Origin of the sequence: Corynebacterium yudongzhengii (assembly GCF_003065405.1) — a bacterium.
Taxonomy (GTDB): Bacteria; Actinomycetota; Actinomycetes; order Mycobacteriales; family Mycobacteriaceae; genus Corynebacterium; species Corynebacterium yudongzhengii.
Genome location: NZ_CP026947.1, coordinates 790,867 through 816,488 on the forward strand (window position 1 = coordinate 790,867; position 25,622 = coordinate 816,488).

The window sequence follows — 25,622 nt, forward strand, 5'->3', positions numbered from 1 at the left end:
GTGAACGACAAGAAGACCCTCAACGTGCTGCTCGCCGGCGGAGGCACCGCCGGCCACATCGAGCCGGCGCTCGCGGTGGGGGAGGCCCTCATCCAACGCCACGACGCTCAAGTCTGCGCGCTGGGCACCGAGCGCGGCCTGGAGAAAACGATCATCCCGGCCCGCGGCATCGAGCTGCACATGATCGACCCGGTGCCCATCCCGCGCAAGAAACCTCTGCAGCTGCTCACAGTGCCGGGCAAGCTCTTCCACTCGGTCAACCAGGCCCGGAAGGTGATCAAGGACAACGACATCGACGTCGTCTTCGGCACCGGCGGCTACGTCGCGGGGTCCGCCTACCTGGCGGCGCGCACGACGAACACCCCGTTCTACGTGCTCGAGACCAACGCCCTGGCCGGTATGGCCAACAAGCTTGGCGTGCGCCTCGGCGGCACCGGCTTCAACGCGGTGGCCGGCTCCGGGATGGACGGCGAGGTCGTTGGCATCCCGATTCGCCCCGGCTTCGGCGTCGCCGAAGATGCCGCCGAGATCGACGCCGCCCGCGAGGCCTTCGGGCTGGCAAGTGATCGCCGCACACTTTTGGTCACCGGCGGCTCGCAGGGTGCGCGCAGCATCAACTCGGCGCTTCTCGACGCCCGCGAGCGCCTCATCAATAACGGCTGGCAAATCCTGCACGCCTACGGCAAGAAGAACGACGCGCCTTCCGCCTTCAAGCACTACCACCCCCTGCCGTATATCGAGGACATGGCCTCCGCGCTCAAGGCGGCGGATCTGATCTTGTGTCGCTCCGGGGCGATGACCGTCGCCGAGGTGACCGCTTCTCGGGTGCCGGCCGTCTACGTCCCCTTACCGCATGGCAACGGCGAGCAGGGCCGCAACAGCGCCGAGATCGTCGCCAGCGGGGGAGCGCTGACCATCGCCGATGCCGATCTGCACGGCGATAGGCTGGTCGCCGAGATCCAGGCCTTGGATACTGAGAAACTAGACACGATGGAAAAGGCCCTGTCGCAGGCCGATGCCGGCAACGTCGCCGAGACGTTGGCCGATCGCATCGCCTCCGACATCAGCACCGACTAAAAGGAGAAAGGCCCATCATGGCGAGCGAGAGAACCGTCGATCTATCCCGCGTCCACCTCATCGGTATCGGCGGCTCCGGGATGTCCGGCGTCGCCCACATCCTGCTGGGCCGCGGCGCGGTCGTCTCCGGCTCCGACATCAAAGACTCCCGCCCGGTGCGCGTCCTCGAATCCGCGGGGGCGCACGTCGCCGTCGGCCACCGCGCCGAGAACCTGGAGATCGCCGGTCAGCTGCCGACGGTCGTCGTCACCTCTTTCGCGGCGATCCCGCAGGATAACCCGGAGCTGGCTGCGGCGCGCGAGAAGAACATCCCGGTGATCCGGCGTTCGGACCTGCTCGCCGAGCTCATGGAGGGCTCGCGCCAGGTCCTGCTCGCCGGCACGCACGGCAAGACCTCGACGACGTCGATGACCGTCTCCGCCCTGCAGTCCGCCGGGATGGATCCCTCGTTCGCGATCGGCGGCCAGCTCAACAAGGCGGGCACCAACGCCCACCACGGCACCGGTGATGCGTTCATCGCCGAGGCCGACGAGTCCGACGCCTCCCTTTTGGGCTATCGCCCGGACGTGGCGGTGATCACCAACATCGAGCCCGATCACCTCGACTACTTCGGCTCGAAAGAAGCCTACTTTCAAGTCTTCGATGACTTCGCCGACCGCGTGACCGACGACGGTTACGTCGTGGTCTGCCTTAACGACGAACACGCCGCCGCGCTGGGGGCCAACGCCTTAAAGCGCGGTATCACGGTGCTGGGCTATGGCACCTCGGCGGCCGTGCGCGAGCACCCCGAGATCCCCGTCGGCGCCGAGATCACCGCGCAGGAGGTCCTGTCTGCGGGCACGTCGGTCACGGTGTGCGTGCGCGTCGGCGACGCCGAGGAGACCGTCAGCTACGTCCTGCAGATCCCGGGTGCGCACATGGTGCTCAACTCGGCGGCCGCGCTGCTCGCCGGGGTGCTCACGGGGGCTGAGCCCACCGAACTGGCCCGGGGCTTAGGGGATTTCACCGGCGTGCGCCGGCGTTTCGAGTACCACGGCACCGTCGATACCGGGACTTTTGCCGGCACGCGCGTCTACGACGACTACGCCCATCACCCCACCGAGGTGCAGGCCGTGCTCACCGCGGCCCGCGAGAAGGTCGCCGCGGAAGACAGCGGCGCGCGCGTCGTCGCCTGCTTCCAGCCGCATCTGTACTCGCGCACCATCGAGTTCGACGAGGAGTTTGCCGCCGCGCTCTCGCTGGCGGACGCCGTGGTCGTGCTCGAAATCTTCGGCGCGCGGGAAACCCCCGTCGAGGGGATCACCTCCCGCATCATCACCGACCGCATCGACGAGGCCACCACCGAGGTCCGCTACGAGCCGGATTTCTCCGCCGCGGTGGAGACCGTCATCGGGGTGACCCGCCCGGGCGATCTGGTGCTGACCATGGGCGCCGGCACCGTGACCATGCTGGCCGATGAGATCCTGCAGGGCTTGGAGAACCGATGACCCACGGTCGCGTCAGTTCCCCCGAACCCGACGAGCCCCAAAAGCCGCCGGCTGCGGAAGAGGTCTCAACCAATAGCTACACCGGCGAGGAGCGCGCCCGGCTTCTCGACGAGCACGCCGCCCACCAGGCGGGCGTACAGGAATCTTCCGGTTCCACGGCGTCCGGCGCGGGTAGGCGCGGCGCACGGTCGCGGATGTGGAAGATCATCGCCGCGGTGGTGGTTGTGGTGGTGTTACTCGCCGCGGCGATCGCCGCGCTGTTTGCGTTTCCGATCTTTACGGTGAAGAACGTCGCGGTCGAAGGCAACCAGCAGCTCGAGGACCAGCAGATCGTGGATGCCACGGGGATCGAGCCGGGGGAAAATCTCATGCAGGTCGATACCACGGCGGCGGCGCGCGGGGTCGTCGGGATGCCGCGGGTGCGCGAGGCGACGGTGTCGAGGTCTTTTCCTTCCGAGATCACCGTCACCGTCGTCGAGCGCCGCGTCATCGCCTGGCTGGAAGAAGGCGACGAGCCCACGCTGATCGACGATCAGGCCGAAGCCTTCCACGATGGCGCCCCGCCGGAATCGGCCGTGCGCCTAGAGGGCATGGACGGTAGCGACACCGAGCTCTTGGAGGGCGCCATCGCTATCGCCGGCGCGTTGAGCGATCCGGTGGGCGAGGCCGTCGAGCATATCTCGGCGGAGTCTGTCAACGCCTACCAGCTGCAGCTTAACGATGGCCGCACCGTGTTCTGGGGCCGGGCCGTGGACAACGACAACAAGGCGTTGGCGGTGGAGACCGTGCTGCAGCGCGAGGGTGGCGAGTGGGATGTCTCTAACCCGCAGATGATCGTGCAGCGTTAGGGTAAGGGTATCGCATAAGCGCAGGTCATTAACCCTAAGGTAGAGGTTGAGGGTGCCGACACGCGCGAAAATGTGCCCGCAATTTTCACCCTGATTGACCATGATGGGTAGCAGCGAAAAAGTTCCGAAAACCACTCTCTAGTCGAAAGGCGAGCGAAAACCACATGACCTCCCCGAACAATTACCTCGCCGTCATCAAGGTCGTCGGTGTCGGCGGCGGTGGCGTCAACGCCGTCAACCGCATGATCGAGGAAGGCCTGAAGGGCGTCGAGTTCGTCGCGGTCAACACTGACTCCCAGGCATTGTTGTTCTCTGATGCGGACACCAAGCTCGACATCGGCCGCGAGGCCACCCGCGGTCTCGGCGCCGGCGCGAACCCGGAGGTCGGTCGCACGTCCGCAGAGGACCACAAGAACGAGATCGAAGAGACCCTCAAGGGCGCTGACATGGTCTTCGTCACCGCCGGCGAGGGCGGCGGCACCGGCACCGGCGCCGCCCCGGTCGTCGCGAACGTGGCCAAGAAGATGGGCGCGCTGACCATCGGCGTGGTCACCCGCCCCTTCTCCTTCGAGGGCAAGCGCCGCACCCGCCAGGCCGTCGAGGGCATCGAGCAGCTGCGCGAGGTCTGTGACACCGTCATCGTCATCCCGAACGACCGCCTGCTCCAGCTGGCCGATGGCGAACTGTCCATGATGGACGCCTTCCGCGCCGCCGACCAGGTCCTGCACAACGGTGTGCAGGGCATCACCAACCTGATCACCATCCCGGGCATGATCAACGTCGACTTCGCCGACGTCCGCTCCGTGATGGCCGACGCCGGCTCCGCCCTCATGGGCGTGGGCTCCTCGCGCGGCGACGACCGCGTCATGGACGCCACCCTCCAGGCCATCAACTCCCCGCTGCTGGAGACCACCATGGAAGGCGCGACCGGCATCCTGCTCTCCGTCGCCGGCGGCTCTGACCTCGGCCTGCAGGAGGTCCACTCCGCCGCCACCGTCGTCGAGGAGAAGGCCGACGAGGACGTCAACCTCATCTTCGGCACCATCATCGACGACAACCTCGGCGACGAGGTCCGCGTCACCATCATCGCTACCGGCTTCGACGCCGCCTCCAACACCGGCAGCCCGGAGCGCCCCGTCGGCCGCCACGCCCAGCGCGAGGAGCCGCAGGAGGAGCAGAAGGCCACCCGCGGCTCGCTTTTCGACGACCGCACCCGCGAAGAGCCCACCCCCGCCCCGCGCGAGTCGAGCCACCGCTCCGGCGGCCTGTTTACTGACAACCAGCGCTTCGAGGACACCTCCCGTCGAGAAGCGCTGCGCCGTGACGACGACGGCGACGACGACCTCGATGTGCCGTCCTTCATGCGCTAGTCTGGGGCCTCATGGCTGACCTAGACAACGTCGCTGAGCGCCCTGTCCGCATGGTGTTTACCTCCCGTGCGGGCGGGGCGTCGGCGTTACCGTACGACTCTTTCAACCTCGGTGACCACGTCGGAGACGACCCCGACAACGTGGCTGCCAACCGTCGCCGCCTCGCCGAGATCCTCGGCCTGAGCCCTGAGCGTTTCGTCTGGATGGAGCAGCTGCACACGAATACCGTCACGGTTGTCGACGGCCCGCAAAATCAGCCCGTCCCCGCCACCGACGCGGTGGTCACCACCGAAAAGAACCTGGCCCTGGTGGTGCTCGTCGCCGACTGCGTGCCGGTGCTGCTCGCCGACCACGAAGCCGGAGTCATTGGGGCCGCCCACGCCGGGCGACTCGGGGCGCGCAATGGGATTGTGGGGCTGACCGTCGATAAGATGTGCGAGCTAGGCGCCCGCCCGGAGGCCATCCAGGCGCTGCTCGGGCCCGCCGCCTCGGGTGATTATTACGAGGTGCCGGAGGAGATGGCGGCGGACGTCGATAAGCATCTGCCAGGGTCGGCGACGCGGACGAAGAAGAACACCGCCGGCCTGGACCTGCGCGCAGGCATCATCCGGCAGCTCATGGCGCGCCGGGTGACGCATATCGACGCCGATCCCCGCTGCACCATTAGCAACCAGGACTTCTTTTCCCACCGCCGTGAAGGCACCACCGGCCGGCAGGCGGGGGTAATTTGGCTGACGGGGAGTGAGGCATAGATGGGGCGTATCGACGAGCTGCGCGCCGGGCTCGAGCGCGTCCGCGCGCGGATCAGCGAGGCGGAGAAGAACGCCGGTAGGCAGGCCGGGAGCGTGCGACTTCTGCCGGTAACGAAGTTCCACCCCGTTTCGGATGTCGAGCTGCTCTACGAGCTCGGCATCACCGATGTCGGCGAAAACCGCGAACAGGAAGCGCGCGCGAAGGCGGAAGAGTATCCGCAGATGCGTTTCCATATGATCGGCCAGATCCAGTCGAAGAAGGCGAACGCCGTGGCGCGATGGGCGGCGGCGTGCCATTCGGTCGATAGTGAAAAGCTGGCCGGCCGGCTTGACCTCGGCATGGAACTCGCGCTCGAGCGTGGCGATCGTAGCACCGATCAGCTGGAGTGCTTCATCCAGCTCTCCGCGGATGGCGACACCGCGCGCGGGGGAGTGACCGCCGAGGATGTTCCCGCCCTCGCGGAGGCGATCCATGCTGCCGAGCACCTGCAGCTGGCGGGGATCATGGTGGTTCCTCCCCTCGACGAAGAGCCTGGGCCGGTGTTCCAGCGCGCCCGCGAACTTGCCGACTCACTGGGCGAAGGCATGCTGCTATCTGCTGGCATGTCCGCCGATCTCGAGCAGGCCATCGCCGCGGGCAGTGACATCGTGCGGGTCGGCACCGACATTCTTGGCGCGCGCCCGCAGGGCTAGTCCCTCGGTTCGCGTACCCACGCCCCGATTACGCCGGGGACTACTGGCGGGCGTTCGCCGAGAAGGTCACGCATATTACCTTCGCGTTCGACTTGGCTGGTGATCGTGCGGATCTTGCCTTTGTTGTTCGGGCTGTTGGTATTCCGTGCGCCGGGTACTCCGCCCATCATGGGTGCCATGCCAGCGCGGGTTGTTTGGTTTTGCCCTTGCGTGGCGGTTTGGGCGTGTGGGTTAGTGCCTGTGTTGGTGTTGCCTCCCGGGTTAGGGCGGCGGGTGGAATCATCACCACTAGGCTGGCCAGGGTTGCTGGGGTTGTGGCCGGGTGTGGGTGGTACTCCTGAAACGCCACGAAGGCCTGTACTAGATGAACCGCCTTGTGCATTATGACTACCGGTGGCTCCGATCGCGCGTGAGCCTTCCGAGGGAGTACTGGCGAAGCCGGAACCGAAACGGGTGCCGGCCGAGGGATTTGAACCGGCGCTACCCGCGATCCCTGGCCGGGCAGAAGCCATACCCGGCATCAGGACACCAGCACCAGTCGCACCGGGAGTACTCGTGCGTGCCTGAGGAGAAGTGGTTGAAGGCGTGGCCCCAGTACTGGGTCGTGAAGGCTGTGCCCCGCCGTAATTGGTGGTGGCACTCGGGGCAAGCGGTGCACCCATCGGGGTGATCACATTCGACGCCCCAGACACACCAGGAAGAGAAGCCGTGGGGCTAGCACTAGGGTTACTAGCCAACCCGGTGATCTGCTGCGGTGAGGTCATCGTGGCTGCATCCGTACTAATTGCCTGCGGGCTGAACAACCCCTCACCAAGACTTACGCCAGCAGCATCCGCCATACCCCTGGTCACCGAGTTAATACGCTCAAAACTCTCCGGATACGCTGCAGCCGCCTCGAGTAACTGGTCACGCAGTCCGTGTGGGGTGATGATGCCGTTGGTGGAGTAACGAGAACCGGTGCCATCAACATCAGACATCATGGCGTCTGCGTGTCCACCGGAGGTGCCGGAGTCTTCGAGTGTCAGGTTCGATACTGGTGGGATCAGTCCTACCAGTTCCGCTTGGGTGGCGGCAGCGTAGTAACCCAAGAAGGCGTGCTCGGCGATGCGTGCGGCCATTTCTCCGTTGGGGCCGAGTGCGCGTAGGGCGTCGAGTTCGAGTTTGACGCCGGTGACGTCACCGAGTTTGGTCATCCGGCTGCGGTCTAAAGCCCCAAGGTATTGGTTGATGATGCGGGAATTAGCGGCGATGACTTCACTGCGACGAGCAGTGCCGTCAATACGGGCGCGGATTGCATCAATAACCGCCCCAGTATTCTCTGACCCGAGCGTGGTGCTGACGTCGTGGAGCCCCGAAGCGATGTCTTTGGCGGCGTTGATGATCTCGACCCAGATTCTCTGGGATGAGTAGGCGGCGTTGCCGTCTGTTTGTTGGAGTTCGTGCATGAGTGTTTGCACGGATAGTGCTGGTAGAACACCCACCGTTGTCTTCCCGAGCCCGCTAGTTCCTGTCGCATCCAGTGGGGAGAAGTTGTAACTGGAGGTGTGGGTGCTTCCTCCGTGGTCGGCGATGTCGAGTGCGTGGGCTGCGGTGTCGTCTTGGGCTTGGAAGGCCTCAGAGGTGCGGTTGAGGTTTGTATGTATGTCGTCGAGTTCGCCCGAGAGGTCTTGCAGTACTTGGGCTGCGGCGCCTGATCCGTATTTGATGAACCGGCCATGCATAGTGCCCATTTGGTCGAAACCGGATGCCACCGAATAGGACGGTCCTATGGGTGCATTGAGGGTATTTCTTTCGCCAGTACGTGCGCTGTGCGAAAGGGCTCCTACTTTGCCGCTGATTGCGTCGAGGCTGTGAAGATCTATCTCAATCATACGTTTCCCCCTGAAGTTGTAGATAGATTAATTCGGCTACAGAAGTAGCTGTTTGGCATAATTCCGCATCTGAAGTCATTTCTCGGGAATCTGTGCTCGCTACAGAAAGCAATTCGCGCGATGTGTCCAAGGAGGCAGCACAGGCTGTTCTTGCTTCATCGTGTCTCTGATGAGTAACCAACGAAGGCAGAATGTCACTGGCCTCGGCATCGGTCGTGGCGCTTTTCGCTACAAGATTGGAGACAAGGTTAAAACCACCGGTCATGGTGATTCTCCTGTTCGTTTCGTAATCTTCGATGAAAGCGAAACCGCAGCTGGTCATTCCGAAATTGTTGCTTTGTTCTCCCGTTATAGGTTCAATTCCGGCTTCTTCGAAGACCTCGGGTGGAATCTCTTCGCAGGCGCGGATGGGCTCTAGATCTTTATCGTCTGGGTCGAGCTTGGTGAGTTCGACGAATTCTCCGCTGAGATAGAACCCGGGAGGCAGCTCCTGTGGTTCCGTCTCGCCGGCTGATTCCGCGGCATTCTGACGTGGCTGCAGATTTACCAAGGTGCCTGTGAGGCCGCAGGCTGCCACGAGACTTCCTGCCACGGCCACGACGGCGATAGCGATGAGGCGGCTCACTAGTACTCCCTTCCCCGTAGTTGTTGGTAGATGGCTTCAGTGACGTCGATGACAGCTCCGCAGAGCTCTTCATTCGAACGGTTTGACGAGTAGTCGTTGTAGGTCACTGAGAGAAGCCCCCGTGAGGTGTCGGTAGAAACAGCGCAGGCAGAATCTATATCGTGTTCGTACTGAAGGAGCACGAAATCTTCCAAAAGAGGAGTTGGGCTCCATTCGTGGTGCGCACTTCTGTCCACTAAGCCGTCCACCTGACTGGGGCCGGCTGTCAGTGAAATCATTGCTCTAGATCCAGATGAGTCTATTGGTCGTACTCCGCATCCAGTCATTCCGAAGCTGTCTAGCTGCTCTCCTGTGACCAGTTCTAAGCCCATTTCGTGGAAAGCTTCTGGTGTGATCTCTTCGCAGGCCCGGATGGGTTCGAGTCCCGGATCCTCTGGGTCGAACTCTGTGAGTTCGACGAATTCTCCGCTGAGATAGAACCCGGGCGGAAGCTCCTGCGGCTGTGTCTCGTCGGTCGAATCTGTGGTGTCTTGCGCTGCTGGTCCTGGAACCGAGGCACCCGTAAGTCCGCAGGCAGCCACGAGGCTTCCTACTACGGTCGCAACGATGGTGGCGATGAGGCGGTTCACAAGTAACGTTCCCCGAATATTTCTTGTGCAAAGATGTGATCCCCGAATCCCCTTGCAAGGGATCCGGTTAACGAGTGTGTCGTATCTCTCTCGTTTTGGCTACCGAAGTGTGCACAACTTGGTGGGCGTCTCTTCTGGGAACCTTCTTTGCCGACAGGAAGTCAGAACCCTAGATGTAATGCGTAAAGGAAAATGCTCGGCGCGTAGGGGCCCGCGGCCTCGATCTCGCTATGCGGTGGCATAGTGGATGCCTCCGATTACGCACGTGCGTAATCGGAGTTCGGCCGGAACAGGATCAGCTCGAAGATTCCTCGTTTATGCCATGGCATAAACCTGACCCAGTCCGGTTCACCGCAGTTACCTCAAAGTGCTTTCGGAAACCTCACTACGGGGCCAAAAGCAGGTGCGGCCCCAGAGTTAGATCTCGGCTCCCGTGACAGTAATCCCAGGAGATTACGCACGCGCGTAATCCGGTGTCAGATGCGGTTTGTGGTAGCGCCTTACCGGCAAAACAGTATCGACGGTTTCCGGGTAATTGGTAAAAGCCATTCAGCCCCGGCTGCCACGTCTCAGCCTCGGCGGCGCAGCAGACTCCCAACCCTCAGGCGAGCCCAAGCGCGGCGGCACCAATGTTCGCCGCACGGCGCAGGTGGCAATGTGCCCCGCGTACCTATGAGTTTCCCGGGATTCATGGATTATCGATTACACATGTGTGTAGAAACCGGCCCCCACTATGCGGTGGCATAGTGTGCCTAGGGCTGTTCTGGGAGTCTAGGCCACTGCGGACCTGCGAGGACGAAGGGCGAGTGGCTTTGACAACCGAGCCTGGTTTTTACGCACGTGCGTAAAAACCAGAGGCCTCAGGTGACAATGCGGCTCATGTACCTATGAGTCCCCCGAGAGTCATTGATTCTCGATTACGCACGTGCGTAAAACCCAGTCCGCACTCTGCCGCGGCATAGTCACGTAAGAGGGGCCCACGGAGTTGCCAGAAGGCCAAGGCGGCGGTCCAGCAATTCTCTTCGGGCCGATCGCCAAGGTGCGAGGAGCACTTCGGCAGGCGCATTCCGGCGAGAGAGATTCCGCGGGGCTGCACACCGCGGGATGAGGTGTATCGCCGTCGTCTCTGCGCGCCTGAGAAGAAGAATTTCCTTCCGCATTACTGACATGGGAATCACCGAACTCTGGAACCTCCGCATCAGACATGCATCAGAGCTAGGGGAGCTACCGAGAGCCGGAACCCTACTACCAACTGCGCGGACACGCACTACTACCTACCTCGAACCGGCAGTCAGACCACGTGAGTCACATACTCACCTCAAGCCTCTGGTTTTTACGCACGTGCGTAATCCTGGTGAAAATCACCGGTAGGGAAGCCCGGGGCGAGGTCGACGGTCCTAGGGGCAGGTGGAGTCCGGCTGGAACGGGGTCAGCTCAGAGACTTCCTCGTTTATGCCATGGCATAATGCCGACGCAGCCCATCCCAATCACCCCAATTTGTGGGGCACTTCCTGCTAACGAAGCTACCCCCGAAAGCGGTTGATAGAACTTTTAAGTTATGACTGAGGCTGTTTTGTGTTGAGCGTCTCAAGTTACGTGGTCGAGAAGAATTGCTCGCGGATCTTTAACCTGACCCAGCTTCGGTGCGAGAATTCGCGCCGTGGACAGCTTGGTGTTCTTAACGTTCGATCCAGCCCCAGAAAGTTAAAGACCTCCTGCGGTATCACCTCATGAGTGCGGATAAGCTCGCGGCCCGGATCCCTCGGATCGAGTTCTCCGAAGGCCACGAACGCCCCGCTGAGGTAGATACCAGCAGGAGGTTCCCCCTGATTTGTCCCTTTGGTTGACTCTGCAGGGTCTCGATCTGCTGGCCCGTTTTCCGACGCCTCCGTGAGTGCGTAGGCGGCCGCGCGGCTTCCTGTCACATTCACGGCAGTGACGGTGTCGAGGCGATCCACAAGCAACCTTCCCCCGTATGTTTCTTGTGCAGCAGATTCAGAGTCCAGATCCCGGTGAGGGGATCCGAGTACATAGCTTGCCAAAGGCTGTGGTATTCCGCCTGTTAACTGTGTCCACCATGTTGTGCAGTAAAACGTGGATTTCTTTGTTGTGAACGGCTAGATTCTCTTTGCGCGTGTCGGAATGAAGCGGTCGGGGTGGACGCACTAGCCTGAATTCCATCAGCGTAACTCGCCTCTGCGGGCGGAGCGCCAGGACTGAACCGACGTAGCAAAGAATCACAAGGGAGCCCAGATGTCTCTGTTCAAGGATGCCAAGGAGTTCTTCGGACTCGCGCCGATGGACGCGGAGCGCGACGATGCCTACTACGACGATGAGCCGCGCTACGCGGACGACGGTGCCGCCGCCTACGCGCCGCGCTACGACCGTCGCACCAGCGACTACAGCCGTGAGCCGCGTCCGTCCTACCGGGCATCCGCCCCGGCGCCGGCACCGGTGTCGAACTCCTTCGTTCCTGCCGTCGTGACCGTGGAGCCGCGCTCTTACTCCGAGGCCGCTCAGATCGGTGAGCCGTTCCGTGACGGCGATGCTGTCATCTTTGAACTGACCACGGCGGACAAGGCCGTCGCCAAGCGAATCATCGACTTTGCCGCCGGCCTGTGCTTCGCCTCCCACGGCGATATGCACAAGCTCAACCGCGGCCTCAACACCGACCGCCTCGTGTTCGCCGTCGTTCCGGACAACGCGGACATCACCGTCAACGAGCTTCAGCAGGCCGCCGGTCTCGCCCGCTAAAGACCTCGGCGCTAGCGCTCCCCGCGCCCTGACGGGCCCTTAAGCCCGTCGGGGCCTTTTTGTTGTTATCTGCATAAACTCCGTTAGAGTAAATGGTCATGATCCTTACCGGAACCGTCATCCTGATTCTCCTGCGTCTGTACACACTTGTGCTGATCGCGCGGATTATCACTGAGATGATTCAGAGTTTCTCGAAGCAGTTCCGCCCGCCCCGTTGGTTCGCCGTCGCGGCCGAGCCCATCTTCCTTATCACCGATCCACCAGTGAAGCTTTTGCGTCGCCTGATACCCCCGCTGCGTACCGGGAACGTTGGCATCGATGTATCGGTGATTGTGCTGTTCATCATCCTGATCGTTATCCAGGCGATCGTAATGGCAGTCTTCTTCTGACCTACTTATGGGCTGTAGTTTTTGGGGTTACGGGTAGTGAAAACTGTTAAGCTCCGGTATAGATTGATAGGGTGCACCTGACGCATTCCGCCCTGTACGGGCTAAGATGGTGCGAACAACCTAATGACGATCTCTGCATCGTGCGTAACGGGCGGGTGAGACCGGCCGATGAACTGCGCAGCCTGCTACACACATGATTCGAAGGGGAAATAATGCCGCTGACACCAGCTGACGTGCACAACGTTGCTTTCAGTAAGCCGCCGATCGGCAAGCGCGGTTACAACGAGGATGAAGTCGACCAGTTCCTGGACCTCGTCGAGGACACCCTCGCCCAGCTGCAGGACGAGAACGAGCAGCTCCGTGAAGGCGCTGGCGGGGCAGCCGCCGGCGCCGGTGCCGCCGCCACCGCCGGTTCCTCGGGTCAGCAGGTCGACGAAGCCGCCCTCCGCAAGGAGATCGAGGCCGAGCTGCGCAGCGAGTACGAGGCGAAGCTGAGCGACGCTCAGAAGGCCACCGAGAAGGCTGAGGCCGACGCCAAGGCGGCTCGCGAAGAGGCCGACAAGGCTCGCTCTGAGGCCGACAAGGCTCGCTCTGAGGCCGAGAAGGTCCGCTCTGAGGCCGCTCAGGCTGCGAAGGCCCGCGAGTCCCAGAAGCCGGCGGATGCCGAGGTCAAGACCGCACAGGCCGGCGACGCTCAGGGCATGGCTACCCCGGATACCCACATGCAGGCCGCCCGCGTTCTGGGCATGGCCCAGGAGATGGCCGACCGCCTCACCTCCGAGGCCCAGGTCGAGTCCCGCACCATGCTCGACGAGGCCCGCCAGTCCGCCGAGAAGCAGCTGGCTGACGCCGACTCCCAGTCCAAGGCCCAGCTCGAGAAGGCTCGCAAGGACGCCGAGCGCACCACCAGCGAGGCACAGGCCCGCGCCGACAAGCTCGTCTCCGAGGCTCAGGCCAAGGCCGAGCAGACGACCAACGACGCGAACTCCCGCGCCGAGGCCCAGGTCAAGCAGGCCGAGGAGAAGGCCGCCAGCCTGCAGGCCGACGCCGAGCGCAAGCACACCGACATCATGAACACGGTCAAGAAGCAGCAGACCGCCCTCGAGGAGCGCATCTCCGAGCTGCGCACCTTCGAGCGCGAGTACCGCACCCGCCTCAAGACCCTGCTGCAGTCCCAGCTCGAGGAACTGGAGACCCGCGGCTCGTCGGCACCCAACGCCGAAGTGGGCAAGGAAGACAACTAGCGCTGTCCTTTTGAAAACCCGCCCGCCACGCTGCCTCACGCAGTGTCGCGGGCGGGTTCTTTTATGCGGAATTTCTGGTGGTCGGTATAGTCAGGGGAGCAACGGCAGTGATCCGGCCATCACCGGGGAGCCATCCGGAAGAACGGCGCCAGCATTACTAGCGCTCAGTAGAACCGGACGGGTAGGACCGACATCTCCTTCACGTACAACGAAGCGGAATCCTTTTAGGGTTCAAGCAGGGTGGTACCGCGTGGCTACGTGTGTGGCTGCGTCCCTGCACCAACAGCGAAGGCATCGTCGCCAGTTTGAAACGTGGAGGATGAATCACATGGCTGAAGACCACAAGGTCGGCTCGGTCTACCCCAAGGTCGACATGACCGGAGGCTCGTCGAGGTTTCCGGACATGGAACAACAGGTCCTGGATTACTGGGACAAGGACCAGACCTTCCAGGCGTCGCTGAAAAACCGGGAGGACGCCGAAGACTACGTGTTTTACGACGGCCCGCCGTTCGCCAACGGCTTGCCGCACTATGGCCACCTGCTCACTGGTTACGTCAAGGACATCATCCCGCGGTACCAGACCATGCGCGGCTACCACGTCCCGCGCGTGTTCGGCTGGGACACCCACGGCCTGCCGGCGGAGCTCGAGGCTGAGAAGCAGCTCGGCATCACCGACAAGGGTCAGGTCGAGGACATGGGTCTGGCTGCCTTCAACGAGTACTGCGCCAAGTCCGTTCTGCGCTACACCGAGGAGTGGAAAGAATACGTCACTCGGCAGGCCCGCTGGGTGGACTTCGACGGCGGCTACAAGACGATGGATCTAACCTACATGGAGTCCGTCATCTGGGCCTTCAAGCAGCTCTACGACAAGGGCCTGATCTACCAGGGCTTCCGCGTTCTGCCGTACTCGTGGGCCGAGCACACGCCGCTGTCGAACCAGGAAACCCGCCTGGACGATTCCTACAAGATGCGCCAGGACCCGACTCTGACGGTCACCCTGCCGATCACCGGCGCGAACGCCGGCACCACCGCGGAGAAGACCCTGGCTGAGAATCCGGTGCTCGCGGATACCGCGGCCTTGGCCTGGACGACCACCCCGTGGACCCTGCCGTCGAACCTGGCGCTCGCCGTGCACCCAGAGGTCACTTACGTCGTGGTGCGTATCGGTGAGGATTCCTCCACGCCGGAATTCTCCGGCCAAAACGTCTTGCTCGCCGAGCCGCTCGTCGAGTCCTTTGCCAAGGAGCTGGGCGACCAGCGCGAGGTTGTCGCCACCTTCGCCGGCTCTGAGCTCGAGGGCCTGACCTACCAGCCGGTCTTCGACTTCTTCGCCGACCACAAAAATGCCTTCCAGTTCCTGCTGGCCGACTACGTCACCACCGAAGACGGCACCGGCATCGTCCACCAGGCCCCCGCCTTCGGTGAGGACGATATCGCCACCACCAAGGAATACGGCATCGACCTGGTCATCCCGGTCGACATGGACGGCAAGTTCACCGACTTAGTGCCGCCGTACTCCGGCCAGCTGGTCTTCGACGCCAACAAGGACATCATCCGCGACCTCAAGGCCGCCGGGCGCGTGCTGCGCCATCAGACCATCGAGCACTCCTACCCGCACTCCTGGCGCTCCGGCGAGCCGCTGATCTACATGGCGCTGCCGAGCTGGTTTGTCGACGTCGTCGCCATCCGCGACCGCATGGTCGAGCTCAACCGCGAGGGCATCGAATGGATGCCGGCGCACGTGCGCGACGGGCAGTTCGGCAAGTGGCTGGAAGGCGCGCGTGACTGGAACATCTCGCGCACCCGCTACTGGGGCTCGCCGATCCCGGTGTGGGTATCTGACGACGACAACTACCCGCGTGTCGACGTCTACGGCTCCCTCGACGAGCTCGAGCGCGACTTCGGCACCCGCCCGAAGTCCCTGCACCGCCCGTACATCGATGAGCTGACCCGCCCCAACCCGGACGACCCGACCGGCAAGTCCACCATGCGCCGCGTCCCCGACGTCCTCGACGTCTGGTTCGACTCCGGCTCCATGCCTTTTGCTCAGTTCCACTACCCGTTCGAGAACAAGGAGTGGTTCGAGTCCCACGCGCCGGCCGACTTCATCGTCGAATACATCGGCCAGACCCGCGGCTGGTTCTACCTTCTGCACGTGCTCTCCGTGGCGCTGTTTGACCGCCCGGCGTTTTCCAAGGTCGTCGCCCACGGCATCGTGCTGGGCGACGACGGCCAGAAAATGAGCAAGTCCAAGGGCAACTACCCGAACGTCAACGAAGTCTTCGACCGCGACGGCTCGGATGCCATGCGCTGGTTCCTCATGTCCTCGCCGATCCTGCGCGGCGGCAACCTCATCGTCACCGAGCAGGGCATCCGCGACGGCGTGCGCCAGGCCCTGCTGCCGATCTGGAACGCGTACACCTTCCTGCAGCTCTACTCCCACACCGAGGCCAGCTACCGCACCGACTCCACTGACGTGCTGGATCGCTACATCCTTGCGAAGCTGCATGATGTGGTGGCGGGCGTCGAAAAGGCGCTGGATAACACCGATATCGCGGCGGCGACCGAGAAGGTCCGCCAGTTCGCCGACGTGCTGACCAACTGGTACGTCCGCCGTTCCCGTGACCGCTTCTGGGAGGGCCAGGACGCCCACCCCGAGGCCTTCGACACCCTGTACACGGTGCTCGAGACGCTCACCCGCGTCACCGCGCCGCTGCTGCCGTACATCAGCGAGGTCATCTGGCGCGGTCTCACCGGCGAGCGCTCGGTCCACCTGAGCGACTTCCCGGAGGCCTCCGATTACCCGGCGGACTGCGAGCTCGTCGAGACCATGGACGCCGTGCGCGCCGTGTGCTCTTCCGCCTCCAGCGTGCGCAAGGCCAACAAGCTGCGTAACCGCCTGCCGCTGCCGGCGCTGACCGTCGCGGTGGCGGACTCCGCGCGTCTCGACGCCTTCGCTTCCGTCATCCGCGACGAGGTCAACGTCAAGGACCTCGTGCTCACCGACGACGTCGATTCCGTCGGCAGCTTCGAGGTCGTTGTCAACGCCAAGGTCGCCGGCCCGCGCCTGGGTAAGGATGTTCAGCGCGCCATCAAGGCCGTGAAGTCCGGCGACTACGAGCGCGTCGGGGATACCGTCGTCGCCGACGGCATCGAGCTTCGCGACGAAGAGTTCACCGAAAGGCTCGTCGCCGTGCACCCGGAGAACACCGCGCGTATCGACGGCCTCGACGGCCTCGTCGTCTTGGATACCGACGTCACCGAAGAGCTCGAGGCAGAGGGCTGGGCCGCCGACGTCATCCGCGGCATCCAGGACGCCCGGAAGCACTCCGGCTTCGACGTCTCCGACCGCATCACCACGGTGCTCTCCGTGCCGGAGGACAAGGAAGAGTGGGCCAACAGGCATGCGGATCACATCGCCGCGGAGACGCTGTCGACGGATTTCTCCGTCACGACGGAGGATCTCGGCGCCGGCGCGCACGACGTGGTCAAGGGCGTCACCGTGACCGTGGCGAAGAACGGGTAGGTTTACCTGGACGGCTGGGGTGCTGGGTGGCATGACGCGCTAGCGCTGGTCGAAAGGAGGAGCACCTAAAGGAGTGCTGGTTTCGACCGCGTGAGACTCGTTTAGGAGCGGCTGAATTCGACCAGCGTAAGCGCACTATGGGTGCACGGCCGGGCAGGTGCGTGACTCTACTGTCCGGTCGTCCCATCGGTCTCAATAGCCCCTCCTGTGGGCTCTCGCGGCCTGCCGGACCTTTCCTCCCCATAACGCGCTAGCGATGTTCGAAAGGAGGAGCACCTAAAGGAGTGCTGGTTTCGATCTCCCAGGACTCCTTTCGTAGCGACTCCTTTCGACCGGGTGTGCGAACGTGATACCGCAACATGTCCGTAAGGGTGCCTGTGTCCTGAAGTCCCGCTTTCCTGTGCGAATCCGCGTTGTTTCTTCAAGTATTTGCGTTCGAAAGCCACGGGAGACCATAAAGTCGGCCGCTGTCGAGATTAGACAACCCCATCCGTATAGGGCGCTAGCGCTGGCCGAAAACAGCCACCCCTAAAGGAGTACTGGTTTCGACCGCGTGAGACTCGTTTAGGAGTGACTCCTTTCGACCAGCGTAAGCGCACCATGAACGCCAAAGTGCCCTCGCGAAACGCGTGTGCACTGCTGAGGCGGTTGGTGCTGCTGAGACGCGAACCCGCGAACCCGCGAACCGCCACCTACCGCCCAGCGGAGGCGGCGCCCTTGCTCATGGGCGGCTGGGAGTCCTCATCCGGCAGAGTCATTTTGCCGGTGGCATCGACGTCGTAAATCCCCAGACCGTTCTTGGTGGCGTAGTCCTGGATCCACTGGCTGGCGGCTTGGGCGTCTGAGTCAGAGACCGTGACCTCGAGGTGGTCGAAGTCGAGGAAGTACTGCGCGGGTGCCACTCCACGTTCTTCGGCGTCGGCGCGGGCGGTGTCGTCGCTGGCTTCGGCGTCGGGGAAGACGGCACGGATGTCGTCGTAAAGCGTTTGGATGCGCTGGGATCGCTCGCCGGGGGGTAAACGATGGATCCTCATCGCGGGTGAACAGGGTCTGTGACCATTCGTTGAAGCCCGCCTCGTCGTGCGGAACCAGGGCGGGGTCGAAGAGAATCATATCGTAGCTCATAGTGGACCCCGATAGTAATGACGGGATACAGTCATTTCCATGTTCTCTGTCAGTGGCCCTGGCACTCGGTGGGCAGCGCCGGGGTTGATGGCGCTGGCCGGGGGTTCGCTCTATGTTGGCTCCGCGCTGGCCGTTGGTCTGTTTGAGGTGTTTCCGCCCGCGGTGGTCGCCTGGTTCCGCATCAGTGGCGCGGCCGTGCTTCTGTTGGCACTGCACCGGCCGAGTCTCGAGGCGTTTATCGACAGCAGGGGTTTCAACGCCGCCGTGTTCGGCCTCGCGACGCTGAGCATGAACATGCTGTTCTACGAGGCAATCGCCCGCATCCCCATGGGCACCGCCGTGGCGATCGAGTTCCTCGGGCCCATCGCGGTGGCGGCGCTCGGGTCCCGCTCGCTGCGGGACTGGTCGGCGCTCATCCTCGCTGGTGCCGGCGTGCTGGTGATCTCCGGGACGGTGTTATCGGATTCGCTCAGCGGCATCGCCTTCGCCCTCGGCGCGGGAGCTGCGTGGGCGGCGTACATCGTGGTGGGCTCCCGGATCGCGGGCACGGCCGGCGCCTCGTGGGATTCTTTGACCGCCGGTTTTACCTGGGCGGCAGTGCTGGCCTTGCCGGTGATGGTCTTCTTCTGGCCGGCAGATGCCGATATGCCGACGCTCAACCTCCTCGGCCTCATCCTCGGGCTCGGTTTGCTCTCGGCCGCGGTGCCGTACTCGCTGGATCAGATCGTCATGCGCATAGCCGGTGCCGCGTACTTCGCCGTGCTGCAGGCGATCCTGCCGATCGTGGCGGCGATCGTCGGCGCCATCGCGCTGAGCCAGTGGCTCACGATGGCGGAGTTGATCGGCATCGTCTTGGTCGTCGCGGCCGTCGCGTTGCGCAGGCCGTAGGCTGGAGGTGGTATGCAGCGCTGGGTTCTTCACATCGATATGGACGCGTTTTTCGCCTCCGTCGAGCAGCTGACCCGCCCGACGCTTCGGGGTCGGCCCGTGCTGGTCGCCGGGGTCTCGGGCAGGGGAGTGGTCGCCGGCGCCTCCTACGAGGCCCGCGTGTTCGGCGCGCACTCGGCGATGCCGACGGCCCGGGCTGCGCGGCTCGTCGGTAACCGGGCAGTGCTGGTCTCCCCACGCAAGGAGGTCTACGCGGTGGCCTCCCGCCGCGTCTTCGAGGTGGTCCACCGCCATGTCGACACCGTTGAGCAGCTATCTATCGACGAGGCGTTCATGGAACCCGCGGAGTTGCAGGGGGCGGGGGTTGAGGACGTCGAGAAGTGGGCGCAACGCCTGCGCGCCGATATCCGCGCAGAGACCGGCCTCGCCGCCTCCATTGGCGCCGGTTCCGGCAAGCAGTTCGCCAAGATCGCCTCCGATGAGGCCAAGCCCGACGGCGTGTTCCTCATCCCCGAAGACAACCAGCTGGAGATCCTGCATCCCATGCCCGTGAAGAAACTCTGGGGTGTCGGCCCGGTGACGAACACGAAACTCGCCGGCATGGGGGTGAGAACCATCGGGGAGCTGGCGAAACTCACCACCCGCGAGGTCGAAATCTCCTTAGGCACCACCACGGGCCTTTTCCTTCGCGATCTCGCCCGGGGCATCGACGAACGCCCCGTCGCCCCGCGCGCCGAAGCCAAGCAGACCTCCGCCGAGCACACCTACCCGGAAGACCTCACCACCCGCGCCGAGGTCGACGCCGCGCTCATCCGCAGCGCCCAGGACGCGCATCGCCGGTTGCGTCGCGACGGACGCGGCGCCCGCACCGTCACCGTCAAGCTGCGCATGGCCGACTTCCATATCGAGTCCCGCTCCGCGACCCTGCCCTATGCCACCGATGACCTCGACACCCTGCAGGCCGTCGCCTTCCGCGTGGTGCGCTATCCGGAGGAGGTCGGCCCGATCCGGCTGGTGGGGGTCGGCTACTCCGGGCTCGAGGCCACCCGCCAGGACGTGCTGTTTCCCGAGCTCGAACTGCAGGCGATCCCCCCGACGACCACCGAGGACAGCGACTACGAAACCGGAGTGTCCGACGGCGTTGACGCCGCCCAAGAAGCCGTGCGCTTCGACCCCAGCGACTTAAAGCCGGCCTCCACCGATACCTGGCGCGCCACCCAGGACGTCTACCACCCGGACTACGGTCACGGGTGGGTGCAGGGCAGCGGGCATGGCAGGGTGAGCGTGCGCTTCGAGACCCGGGAAACCGGGCCCGGAAAAACCCACACCTTCGACGCCGAGGATCCCCAGCTGCGCCCGGCGGATCCCCTCGACTCGCTCGCTTGGCAGGACTGGCTTAAGAACCGCGCGGATCCGGCGGACTGAGTTAGAGCAGTTCCGCGACGTCGATACCCGACGCCAGCGCCACGAGCAGCGCCATGCGCGCCTGCCCAGCGCTGAGCCCACCCGCGCCCACCGCGCCGAGGCGGGCGAGGGTGGCGCCGCCGCCGTCGCCACCATAGGCCAGGCGGACCTGGCCGAAAGGAACTCGCGTGGCGACGACCACCGGCACGCCCCGCTCCAGCACACCGGCGACGGCGCGACCGAATTCCACCGGCATATTGCCCGCGCCCAGCGCCTGGATGACCAGGCCGTCGGCGCCGCGGGCGGTCGCCTCGACGATCCGGGCGTCCGCGCCGGGGTAGGCGGCGACGATGGGCACGTCGAGGCCGTCCAGCTGCGTGCGCGGCAGCCGGCGCGGGGGAGTGCCGGCGGGGTTGGAGGCGAAGGCGGTGGTGTCGTCGGTATGCGCCTTGCGCAGCCCGCGGGCGGGAAGCAGCTCACCGCCGAAGGCGACGAGCACCCCGGTATGCGTGCGGGCGGCGGCGACGGCGTCGGCGAGGTTGGTGGGGCCGTCGGAATCCGGGCGGTCGAACGCGCGCTGCGCGCCGGTGAGGATGACGCCGGCGCGCTCGTCGGGATGCATGAGATCGAGTACGGCGGCGGTGTCCTCCAGAGAATCGGTGCCATGGGTGATAACGACGGCGTGCGTATCTTCCCGCGCCAACTCAGCATGGACCTGCGCGACGAGCTGATCCAGCTCCTTCAAGGTGACCGAGGAGGAATCGAGGTGGATGAGGTCGGTGATCTCCACCTCGGCGCTGACCCCGGCGGCCGCCGCGAGGCGTTCGCCGGTGACGGTGGGTATCAGGGCCCCGTTGTCGTCGGTGGTGCAGGCGATGGTGCCGCCGGTTGTCAGCAGGGAAATCATGGGACCAACACTGCCACAATTAGTACTGGTGCCGCAGCGTGCGTGTATGATGGTGAGTTGAAAACTACCCCCGATCCCCACGACCGCACGTCGGTGCGGAGGGGTGTAAGGAGAATATCCCCGTGAAGTTTCGCAGCATCGGTGCCATCGTGGCAGCTGCCGGCCTGAGCGTATCTCTCGTCGCGTGCGGTGATGACAACGGAGAGGACGAGAACACCGGGCAGGAGGCGACCCAGGAGACCACCACCTCCGAGGCCGCCGCGGAGATCCCGACCGCCGACGAGCTCAACCAGATCCTCGCCACCGCCACCAACCCGGAGGCGTCGGTCGAGGAGCGCGTCAACACCGTCGAGGGCGGCGAGAACGTCGACCCCGCGCTCTTCGACACCCTGACCGCCTCCCAGGCGGAATCCGGCGCCGAGTTCCAGGTCGTCGACCCGGTCCTGCCGGGCTACACCCCGGAATCCGTGCTGGCCACCGTGAACTTCACCCTCCCGGACCGCGAGCCGAACGTCGCCGAGAACGTCGAGTTCGTCTACGAGGATGACCAGTGGAAGCTGTCCCAGTCCTGGGCCTGCACCCTGGTGACCAACACCGTCGAACCGGATCAGGTCCCGGCCATGTGCCAGGACCAGGGCGCTGGCCAGCCGGCCGAGGGCGAGCCGGCACCTGCCCCTGAGGGCGAGCCGGCCCCGGCTCCGGAAGGTGAGCCCGCCCCGGCACCTGAGGGCGCTCCCGCTCCGGAAGGCGCCCCCGCGCCCGAGGGCGAGCCTGCCCCGGCCCCGGCGCAGTAGTACAGCTACCGCCTTAAGCCTCGGCATCAGTATCGAAGCCGAGGGAGACCGAAGAATCCTGCACCACCGCCTGATCTGCACCGCTGTAGATCACGCGGGTGGTGATATCGACCTGCCCGTCGACCGGCAGCGCGCTGGAGAGATCGACCGTGAGGTTTCCGCGAGCGGCGGTGTCAGAGTTTTCGAGGGTCAGCTCGGTTTCCTCGAGGTCCTCGGCACCCGGAGCGCCCTCCAAGCTCAGCGCGCCTAAGGTGGGCCGCTCGGCGACGTCGACGGAAAGCTCGACGGTGTTTTCGCCGATCTCCTCTAGGCGGTAGGTGATCGTGCGCAACAGAGAGGCATCGCCGGCGACGCGCGTATTCACCTCCCACTGCGCCCCTGGCCCGACCGGCTCGGAGGGGAAGATCACCGGCAGCGAGAGCATCTTCATCAGCGCGCCTTCGACGGCCGCGCGCCCCTCATCGCTGGCGGCCTCGGGGGCGGAGAGCATGACCGTCGAGATCTCGCCGGAATCATCCCCGCGCCAGCCGACGCGGAAGCCCTCCGCGCTGCGCAGCTCCGGCAGCAGCGCTTGGTCGTCGACAGTCGCCGAACCCAGCCGATATTCCGGGGCGCGCGTCGCCTCGCGCTGGCCCTCGTCGGGCTCACTCGCCTTGGCGGTAGCCCCCGACAGCGGCAGCACCATCTGCGTTCCCCCGCCCAGTTGACCTTCCGGAGCCTCGGTTTCGAGGGAGTCGAGCGATTCGATCGACTGCGCAAAACCATCCGCCACGGTGACGGTGACGGCTTGCTCATCTGCGTCGACATCGGTGTAGGTGAGGGTGTCGGAGGGGTTGTCGCCGGCGTCGATAAGCGTCACTTTCGGCGCGTCGATGGGCAGGCCGACGGGCTGGTCGAGGGGGGCGTCATCGGCTGCCGGGTCGGGCGCGCAGGCCGCGACCGCAAGAAGCGCGGCGGTGGTAGCGGTGGCCAGAGGGATTCGGGTGCGACGAGAACGAAGAGACATCACACCAGCTTAATCTACCGCGTGCCAGTTGGTCACCGACACGGGGTTTGAGGAACAATGAACGTCGTGAGTGAACCCGACAAGCCCTCGAGATCGACCGCGGTGACCCGCGATCCTCGTCGACGCGGCCGCAACCTCGGCCTCATCATCGCGATGATGGTGGCGGTGGCTGTGATCGACCAGGTCGTCAAGCAGATTATGGTCACCAACTTGCAGGAAGGCGTACCGGTCAACGTCATCGGCGAGTTCTTCCAGCTGTTCTTGCTCTATAACCCGGGCGCCGCCTTCGGGATGGGGCAGGATTCCACCTGGCTGTTCACTATCATCCAGCTGGCGTTCGTCATCGGCACGACGGTCGCGGCGTTCTTCCTGCGCGATCGGCCGACCTCGGCGGGGCTCGCGCTGATCGGCGGCGGTGCGCTGGGCAACCTGATCGATCGCCTGGTGCGCGAGCCCGGTTTCTACTTCGGGCACGTAGTCGATTACATCTCGATCGGGGACTTCGCGATCTTTAACCTCGCCGACGCCTCCATCAACATCGGCGTCGTCGTCTTCGTCATCGCGATTCTCACCGAGGAGCGCCGGCTGAAGAGGGAGTACGAGCATGACGACGCGTGAGGTCAGACAACTCGCCGTACCCGAGGGGCTCGAAGGCATGCGTGTCGACGCCGCCGTCGCCCGCCTCTTCGGCGTCTCCCGCACGGTCGCCGCCGAGCTGGTGGTAGAGGGGGATGTGCTTGTCGACGGCGCCACCTCCCTCAAATCCGACCGGCTGACCTCCGGCACCCTGCTGGAGGTCACCCTCCCGGCGCCGGAAGAGCCTTTGACCCCGCGCGCCGAGTACGTCGAGGGCATGGACGTCATCTACTCGGATAAAGACATCATCGCCGTGAACAAACCCGTCGGCGTCGCCGCCCACCCGACCGTCGGCTGGGACGGCCCGACCGTCGTCGGGGGACTCGCGGCCGCGGGCTTTCGCATCTCCACCTCCGGCCCGCCGGAGCGCAAGGGCATCGTGCAGCGTCTCGACGTCGGCACCTCCGGGGTCATGGTGGTCGCCGCGAGTGAACGCGCGTACTCGGCGCTCAAGCAGGCGTTTCGCGACCGCACCGTAGAAAAGACCTACCACGCGCTGGTCCAGGGTCTGCCGGATCCCATCGTCGGGACCATCGACGGCGCGATCGGCCGGCACCCCTCGTCCGGCTGGAAGTTCGCCGTCACCGCCGACGGCAAACCGGCGATCACCCACTACGAGGTGATCGAGGCCTTCCGCGAGGTCTCGCTCGTGGAAGTGCGCTTAGAGACCGGGCGCACCCACCAGATCCGCGTGCACATGTCCTCGATCGGCCACCCCTGTGCCGGTGATCCGATGTACGGCTCCGACCCGAAGCTCGCGCAGCGCCTCGGGCTCAACCGGCAGTGGCTGCACGCGGTCAAGCTCGGATTCAGACACCCCGGAACCGGCGACTTCACAGAGATCACCGCGCCCTATCCGCAGGATCTCGACGACGCCCTCGCGAAGGTCCGCTCGTGAGCCAGCCCGATTATCACAGCCGGCGCGTCGGAGCCGTCTTGGTGCTCGTACTGCTGATCTTTGCCGGCCTGTTCGTCTACGCGATGTTCGACGACGCCACCAACAAACCCCAGGCCATCGCCGGCGATCAACTCGGCCCCGATACCGACGAGTCCTTCACCGCCTACCAAGAGCGGGCGGGCGCGGGTCTTCAGCAGGCCGCGGAAGAGCACGACGAGCCTGTCTTCGCCCTCGTGACCTTCGCCGAGCCGCTGACCGCCGGGAAGGCCGGGGAGCTGCTCGAAGGAATCGATCGAGTGAACACGATGCTGGTGGGCATCTCGACGCCGCGTCCGCTTCCCGAACCCATCAGCGGCAAGACGCGTGCCGACGTCTTCGCCCACCAGTTCTCCCTGATCGATAGCTCCCTCGAGGGCGTCGGTGACGTGCCGCGGCCCTACCGGCTCACCGCCGTGACCGCCTACGACACCCCGCAGGCTTTCGCGGAGCTCGCCGGTGCGGACTCGGTCGCGGCGGTGGAGGTTTTGCCCCCGGATGCGGCCTGGGGGAACTTCGGGATCCGCCCGGCAGTACCGCCCGGAATCGACATGTTGGAGGTCGCGGCGCCGCGGTAGGGGTGTGGTGGGCTGTGTTGGGCTGTGCTGGGCTGTGCTGGCGTATGCAGCGCTAGCGCTGGTCGAAAGGAGTCACCCCTAAAGG

General features: G+C 64.5%; 22 protein-coding genes. 16 read left to right on the forward strand and 6 right to left on the reverse strand.

Annotated features, from left to right (window positions below; genetic code table 11):
* The 6 genes from C3B44_RS03685 (at position 1) to C3B44_RS03710 (ending at position 6,227) form a co-directional block, all read left to right on the forward strand.
* Complete coding sequence (locus C3B44_RS03685) at positions 1-1,077, forward strand: UDP-N-acetylglucosamine--N-acetylmuramyl-(pentapeptide) pyrophosphoryl-undecaprenol N-acetylglucosamine transferase (RefSeq protein WP_108431190.1); 1,077 nt, start codon at positions 1-3, stop codon at positions 1,075-1,077.
* Between the two features lie 17 nt (positions 1,078-1,094).
* The gene (gene murC, locus C3B44_RS03690) at positions 1,095-2,564 is read left to right on the forward strand and encodes a UDP-N-acetylmuramate--L-alanine ligase (RefSeq protein ID WP_108431191.1); all 1,470 of its coding nucleotides are present in this window, start codon (positions 1,095-1,097) and stop codon (positions 2,562-2,564) included.
* The gene (locus C3B44_RS03695; RefSeq protein ID WP_108431192.1) at positions 2,561-3,412 is read left to right on the forward strand and encodes a cell division protein FtsQ/DivIB; all 852 of its coding nucleotides are present in this window, start codon (positions 2,561-2,563) and stop codon (positions 3,410-3,412) included. The genes murC and C3B44_RS03695 overlap by 4 nt, the downstream gene beginning before the upstream one ends.
* Before the next feature lie 164 nt (positions 3,413-3,576).
* Entirely contained in the window at positions 3,577-4,782 is a 1,206-nt protein-coding gene (gene ftsZ, locus C3B44_RS03700) for a cell division protein FtsZ (protein ID WP_108431193.1), read from the forward strand.
* Positions 4,783-4,793: 11 nt separating this feature from the next.
* Complete coding sequence (pgeF, locus tag C3B44_RS03705; RefSeq protein ID WP_235840420.1) at positions 4,794-5,534, forward strand: peptidoglycan editing factor PgeF; 741 nt, start codon at positions 4,794-4,796, stop codon at positions 5,532-5,534.
* Positions 5,535-6,227: a YggS family pyridoxal phosphate-dependent enzyme gene (locus C3B44_RS03710; protein ID WP_108431194.1), complete on the forward strand. Its 693-nt coding sequence runs from the start codon at positions 5,535-5,537 to the stop codon at positions 6,225-6,227.
* Here the strand turns inward: C3B44_RS03710 and C3B44_RS11620 are convergent.
* Genes C3B44_RS11620 through C3B44_RS03720 form a run of 3 tightly spaced genes read right to left on the reverse strand, consistent with a single transcriptional unit; the run spans position 6,224 to position 9,352 of the window.
* A complete protein-coding gene (locus C3B44_RS11620) occupies positions 6,224-8,098 on the reverse strand; it encodes a hypothetical protein (protein ID WP_159077377.1) in 1,875 nt (624 codons plus the stop codon). The genes C3B44_RS03710 and C3B44_RS11620 overlap by 4 nt on opposite strands.
* Positions 8,091-8,723 carry a DUF3558 family protein gene (locus C3B44_RS03715; protein ID WP_108431195.1) on the reverse strand — a complete coding sequence of 211 codons (633 nt, stop codon included), beginning with the start codon at positions 8,721-8,723 and terminating at the stop codon, positions 8,091-8,093. Before C3B44_RS03715 ends, C3B44_RS11620 begins: the two co-directional genes overlap by 8 nt.
* On the reverse strand, positions 8,723-9,352 hold the full coding sequence (locus tag C3B44_RS03720; protein ID WP_158268649.1) for a DUF3558 family protein: 630 nt from the start codon (positions 9,350-9,352) through the stop codon (positions 8,723-8,725). Before C3B44_RS03720 ends, C3B44_RS03715 begins: the two co-directional genes overlap by 1 nt.
* Before the next feature lie 2,253 nt (positions 9,353-11,605).
* Between C3B44_RS03720 and C3B44_RS03725 the strand changes: the two genes are divergently transcribed.
* The 4 genes from C3B44_RS03725 (at position 11,606) to ileS (ending at position 17,265) form a co-directional block, all read left to right on the forward strand.
* Positions 11,606-12,106 (forward strand): cell division protein SepF, encoded by a 501-nt coding sequence (locus C3B44_RS03725; RefSeq protein ID WP_108431197.1) that lies wholly within the window; start codon positions 11,606-11,608, stop codon positions 12,104-12,106.
* Positions 12,107-12,204: 98 nt separating this feature from the next.
* Positions 12,205-12,495, forward strand: coding sequence for a YggT family protein (locus C3B44_RS03730; RefSeq protein WP_108432539.1), 291 nt, complete (start codon positions 12,205-12,207; stop codon positions 12,493-12,495).
* A 212-nt stretch (positions 12,496-12,707) separates the two neighbouring features.
* Entirely contained in the window at positions 12,708-13,739 is a 1,032-nt protein-coding gene (locus C3B44_RS03735) for a DivIVA domain-containing protein (protein ID WP_108431198.1), read from the forward strand.
* Between the two features lie 328 nt (positions 13,740-14,067).
* Positions 14,068-17,265 carry an isoleucine--tRNA ligase gene (gene ileS, locus C3B44_RS03740; protein WP_108431199.1) on the forward strand — a complete coding sequence of 1,066 codons (3,198 nt, stop codon included), beginning with the start codon at positions 14,068-14,070 and terminating at the stop codon, positions 17,263-17,265.
* A gap of 692 nt (positions 17,266-17,957) precedes the next feature.
* Here the strand turns inward: ileS and C3B44_RS03745 are convergent.
* Entirely contained in the window at positions 17,958-18,299 is a 342-nt protein-coding gene (locus tag C3B44_RS03745) for a hypothetical protein (protein ID WP_108431200.1), read from the reverse strand.
* Positions 18,300-18,429: 130 nt separating this feature from the next.
* Between C3B44_RS03745 and C3B44_RS03750 the strand changes: the two genes are divergently transcribed.
* Together C3B44_RS03750 and C3B44_RS03755 are read left to right on the forward strand one after the other, a co-directional pair.
* Complete coding sequence (locus C3B44_RS03750; RefSeq protein ID WP_235840444.1) at positions 18,430-19,278, forward strand: EamA family transporter; 849 nt, start codon at positions 18,430-18,432, stop codon at positions 19,276-19,278.
* A 12-nt stretch (positions 19,279-19,290) separates the two neighbouring features.
* On the forward strand, positions 19,291-20,703 hold the full coding sequence (locus C3B44_RS03755) for a DNA polymerase IV (protein ID WP_108431202.1): 1,413 nt from the start codon (positions 19,291-19,293) through the stop codon (positions 20,701-20,703).
* A gap of 1 nt (position 20,704) precedes the next feature.
* Here C3B44_RS03755 and C3B44_RS03760 read toward each other — a convergent pair whose 3' ends face one another.
* Entirely contained in the window at positions 20,705-21,589 is an 885-nt protein-coding gene (locus C3B44_RS03760; RefSeq protein ID WP_108431203.1) for an asparaginase, read from the reverse strand.
* Between the two features lie 122 nt (positions 21,590-21,711).
* On the opposite strand from C3B44_RS03760, the gene C3B44_RS03765 reads away from it, so the two are divergent.
* Positions 21,712-22,383: a WKL family lipoprotein gene (locus C3B44_RS03765; RefSeq protein ID WP_108431204.1), complete on the forward strand. Its 672-nt coding sequence runs from the start codon at positions 21,712-21,714 to the stop codon at positions 22,381-22,383.
* 13 nt (positions 22,384-22,396) lie between these two features.
* On the opposite strand, the gene C3B44_RS03770 is transcribed toward C3B44_RS03765, so the two are convergent.
* Positions 22,397-23,389 (reverse strand): hypothetical protein, encoded by a 993-nt coding sequence (locus C3B44_RS03770; RefSeq protein ID WP_108431205.1) that lies wholly within the window; start codon positions 23,387-23,389, stop codon positions 22,397-22,399.
* 153 nt (positions 23,390-23,542) lie between these two features.
* Between C3B44_RS03770 and lspA the strand changes: the two genes are divergently transcribed.
* The 3 genes from lspA to C3B44_RS03785 are packed head-to-tail and all read left to right on the forward strand — an operon-like array spanning position 23,543 to position 25,537.
* Positions 23,543-24,007, forward strand: a complete 465-nt coding sequence (gene lspA / locus C3B44_RS03775) for a signal peptidase II (RefSeq protein WP_412841956.1) — start codon at positions 23,543-23,545, stop codon at positions 24,005-24,007.
* A complete protein-coding gene (locus C3B44_RS03780) occupies positions 23,994-24,923 on the forward strand; it encodes an RluA family pseudouridine synthase (RefSeq protein WP_108431207.1) in 930 nt (309 codons plus the stop codon). Before lspA ends, C3B44_RS03780 begins: the two co-directional genes overlap by 14 nt.
* A complete protein-coding gene (locus tag C3B44_RS03785) occupies positions 24,920-25,537 on the forward strand; it encodes a hypothetical protein (RefSeq protein WP_108431208.1) in 618 nt (205 codons plus the stop codon). The genes C3B44_RS03780 and C3B44_RS03785 overlap by 4 nt, the downstream gene beginning before the upstream one ends.
* The last annotated feature ends 85 nt before the right edge of the window (positions 25,538-25,622 follow it).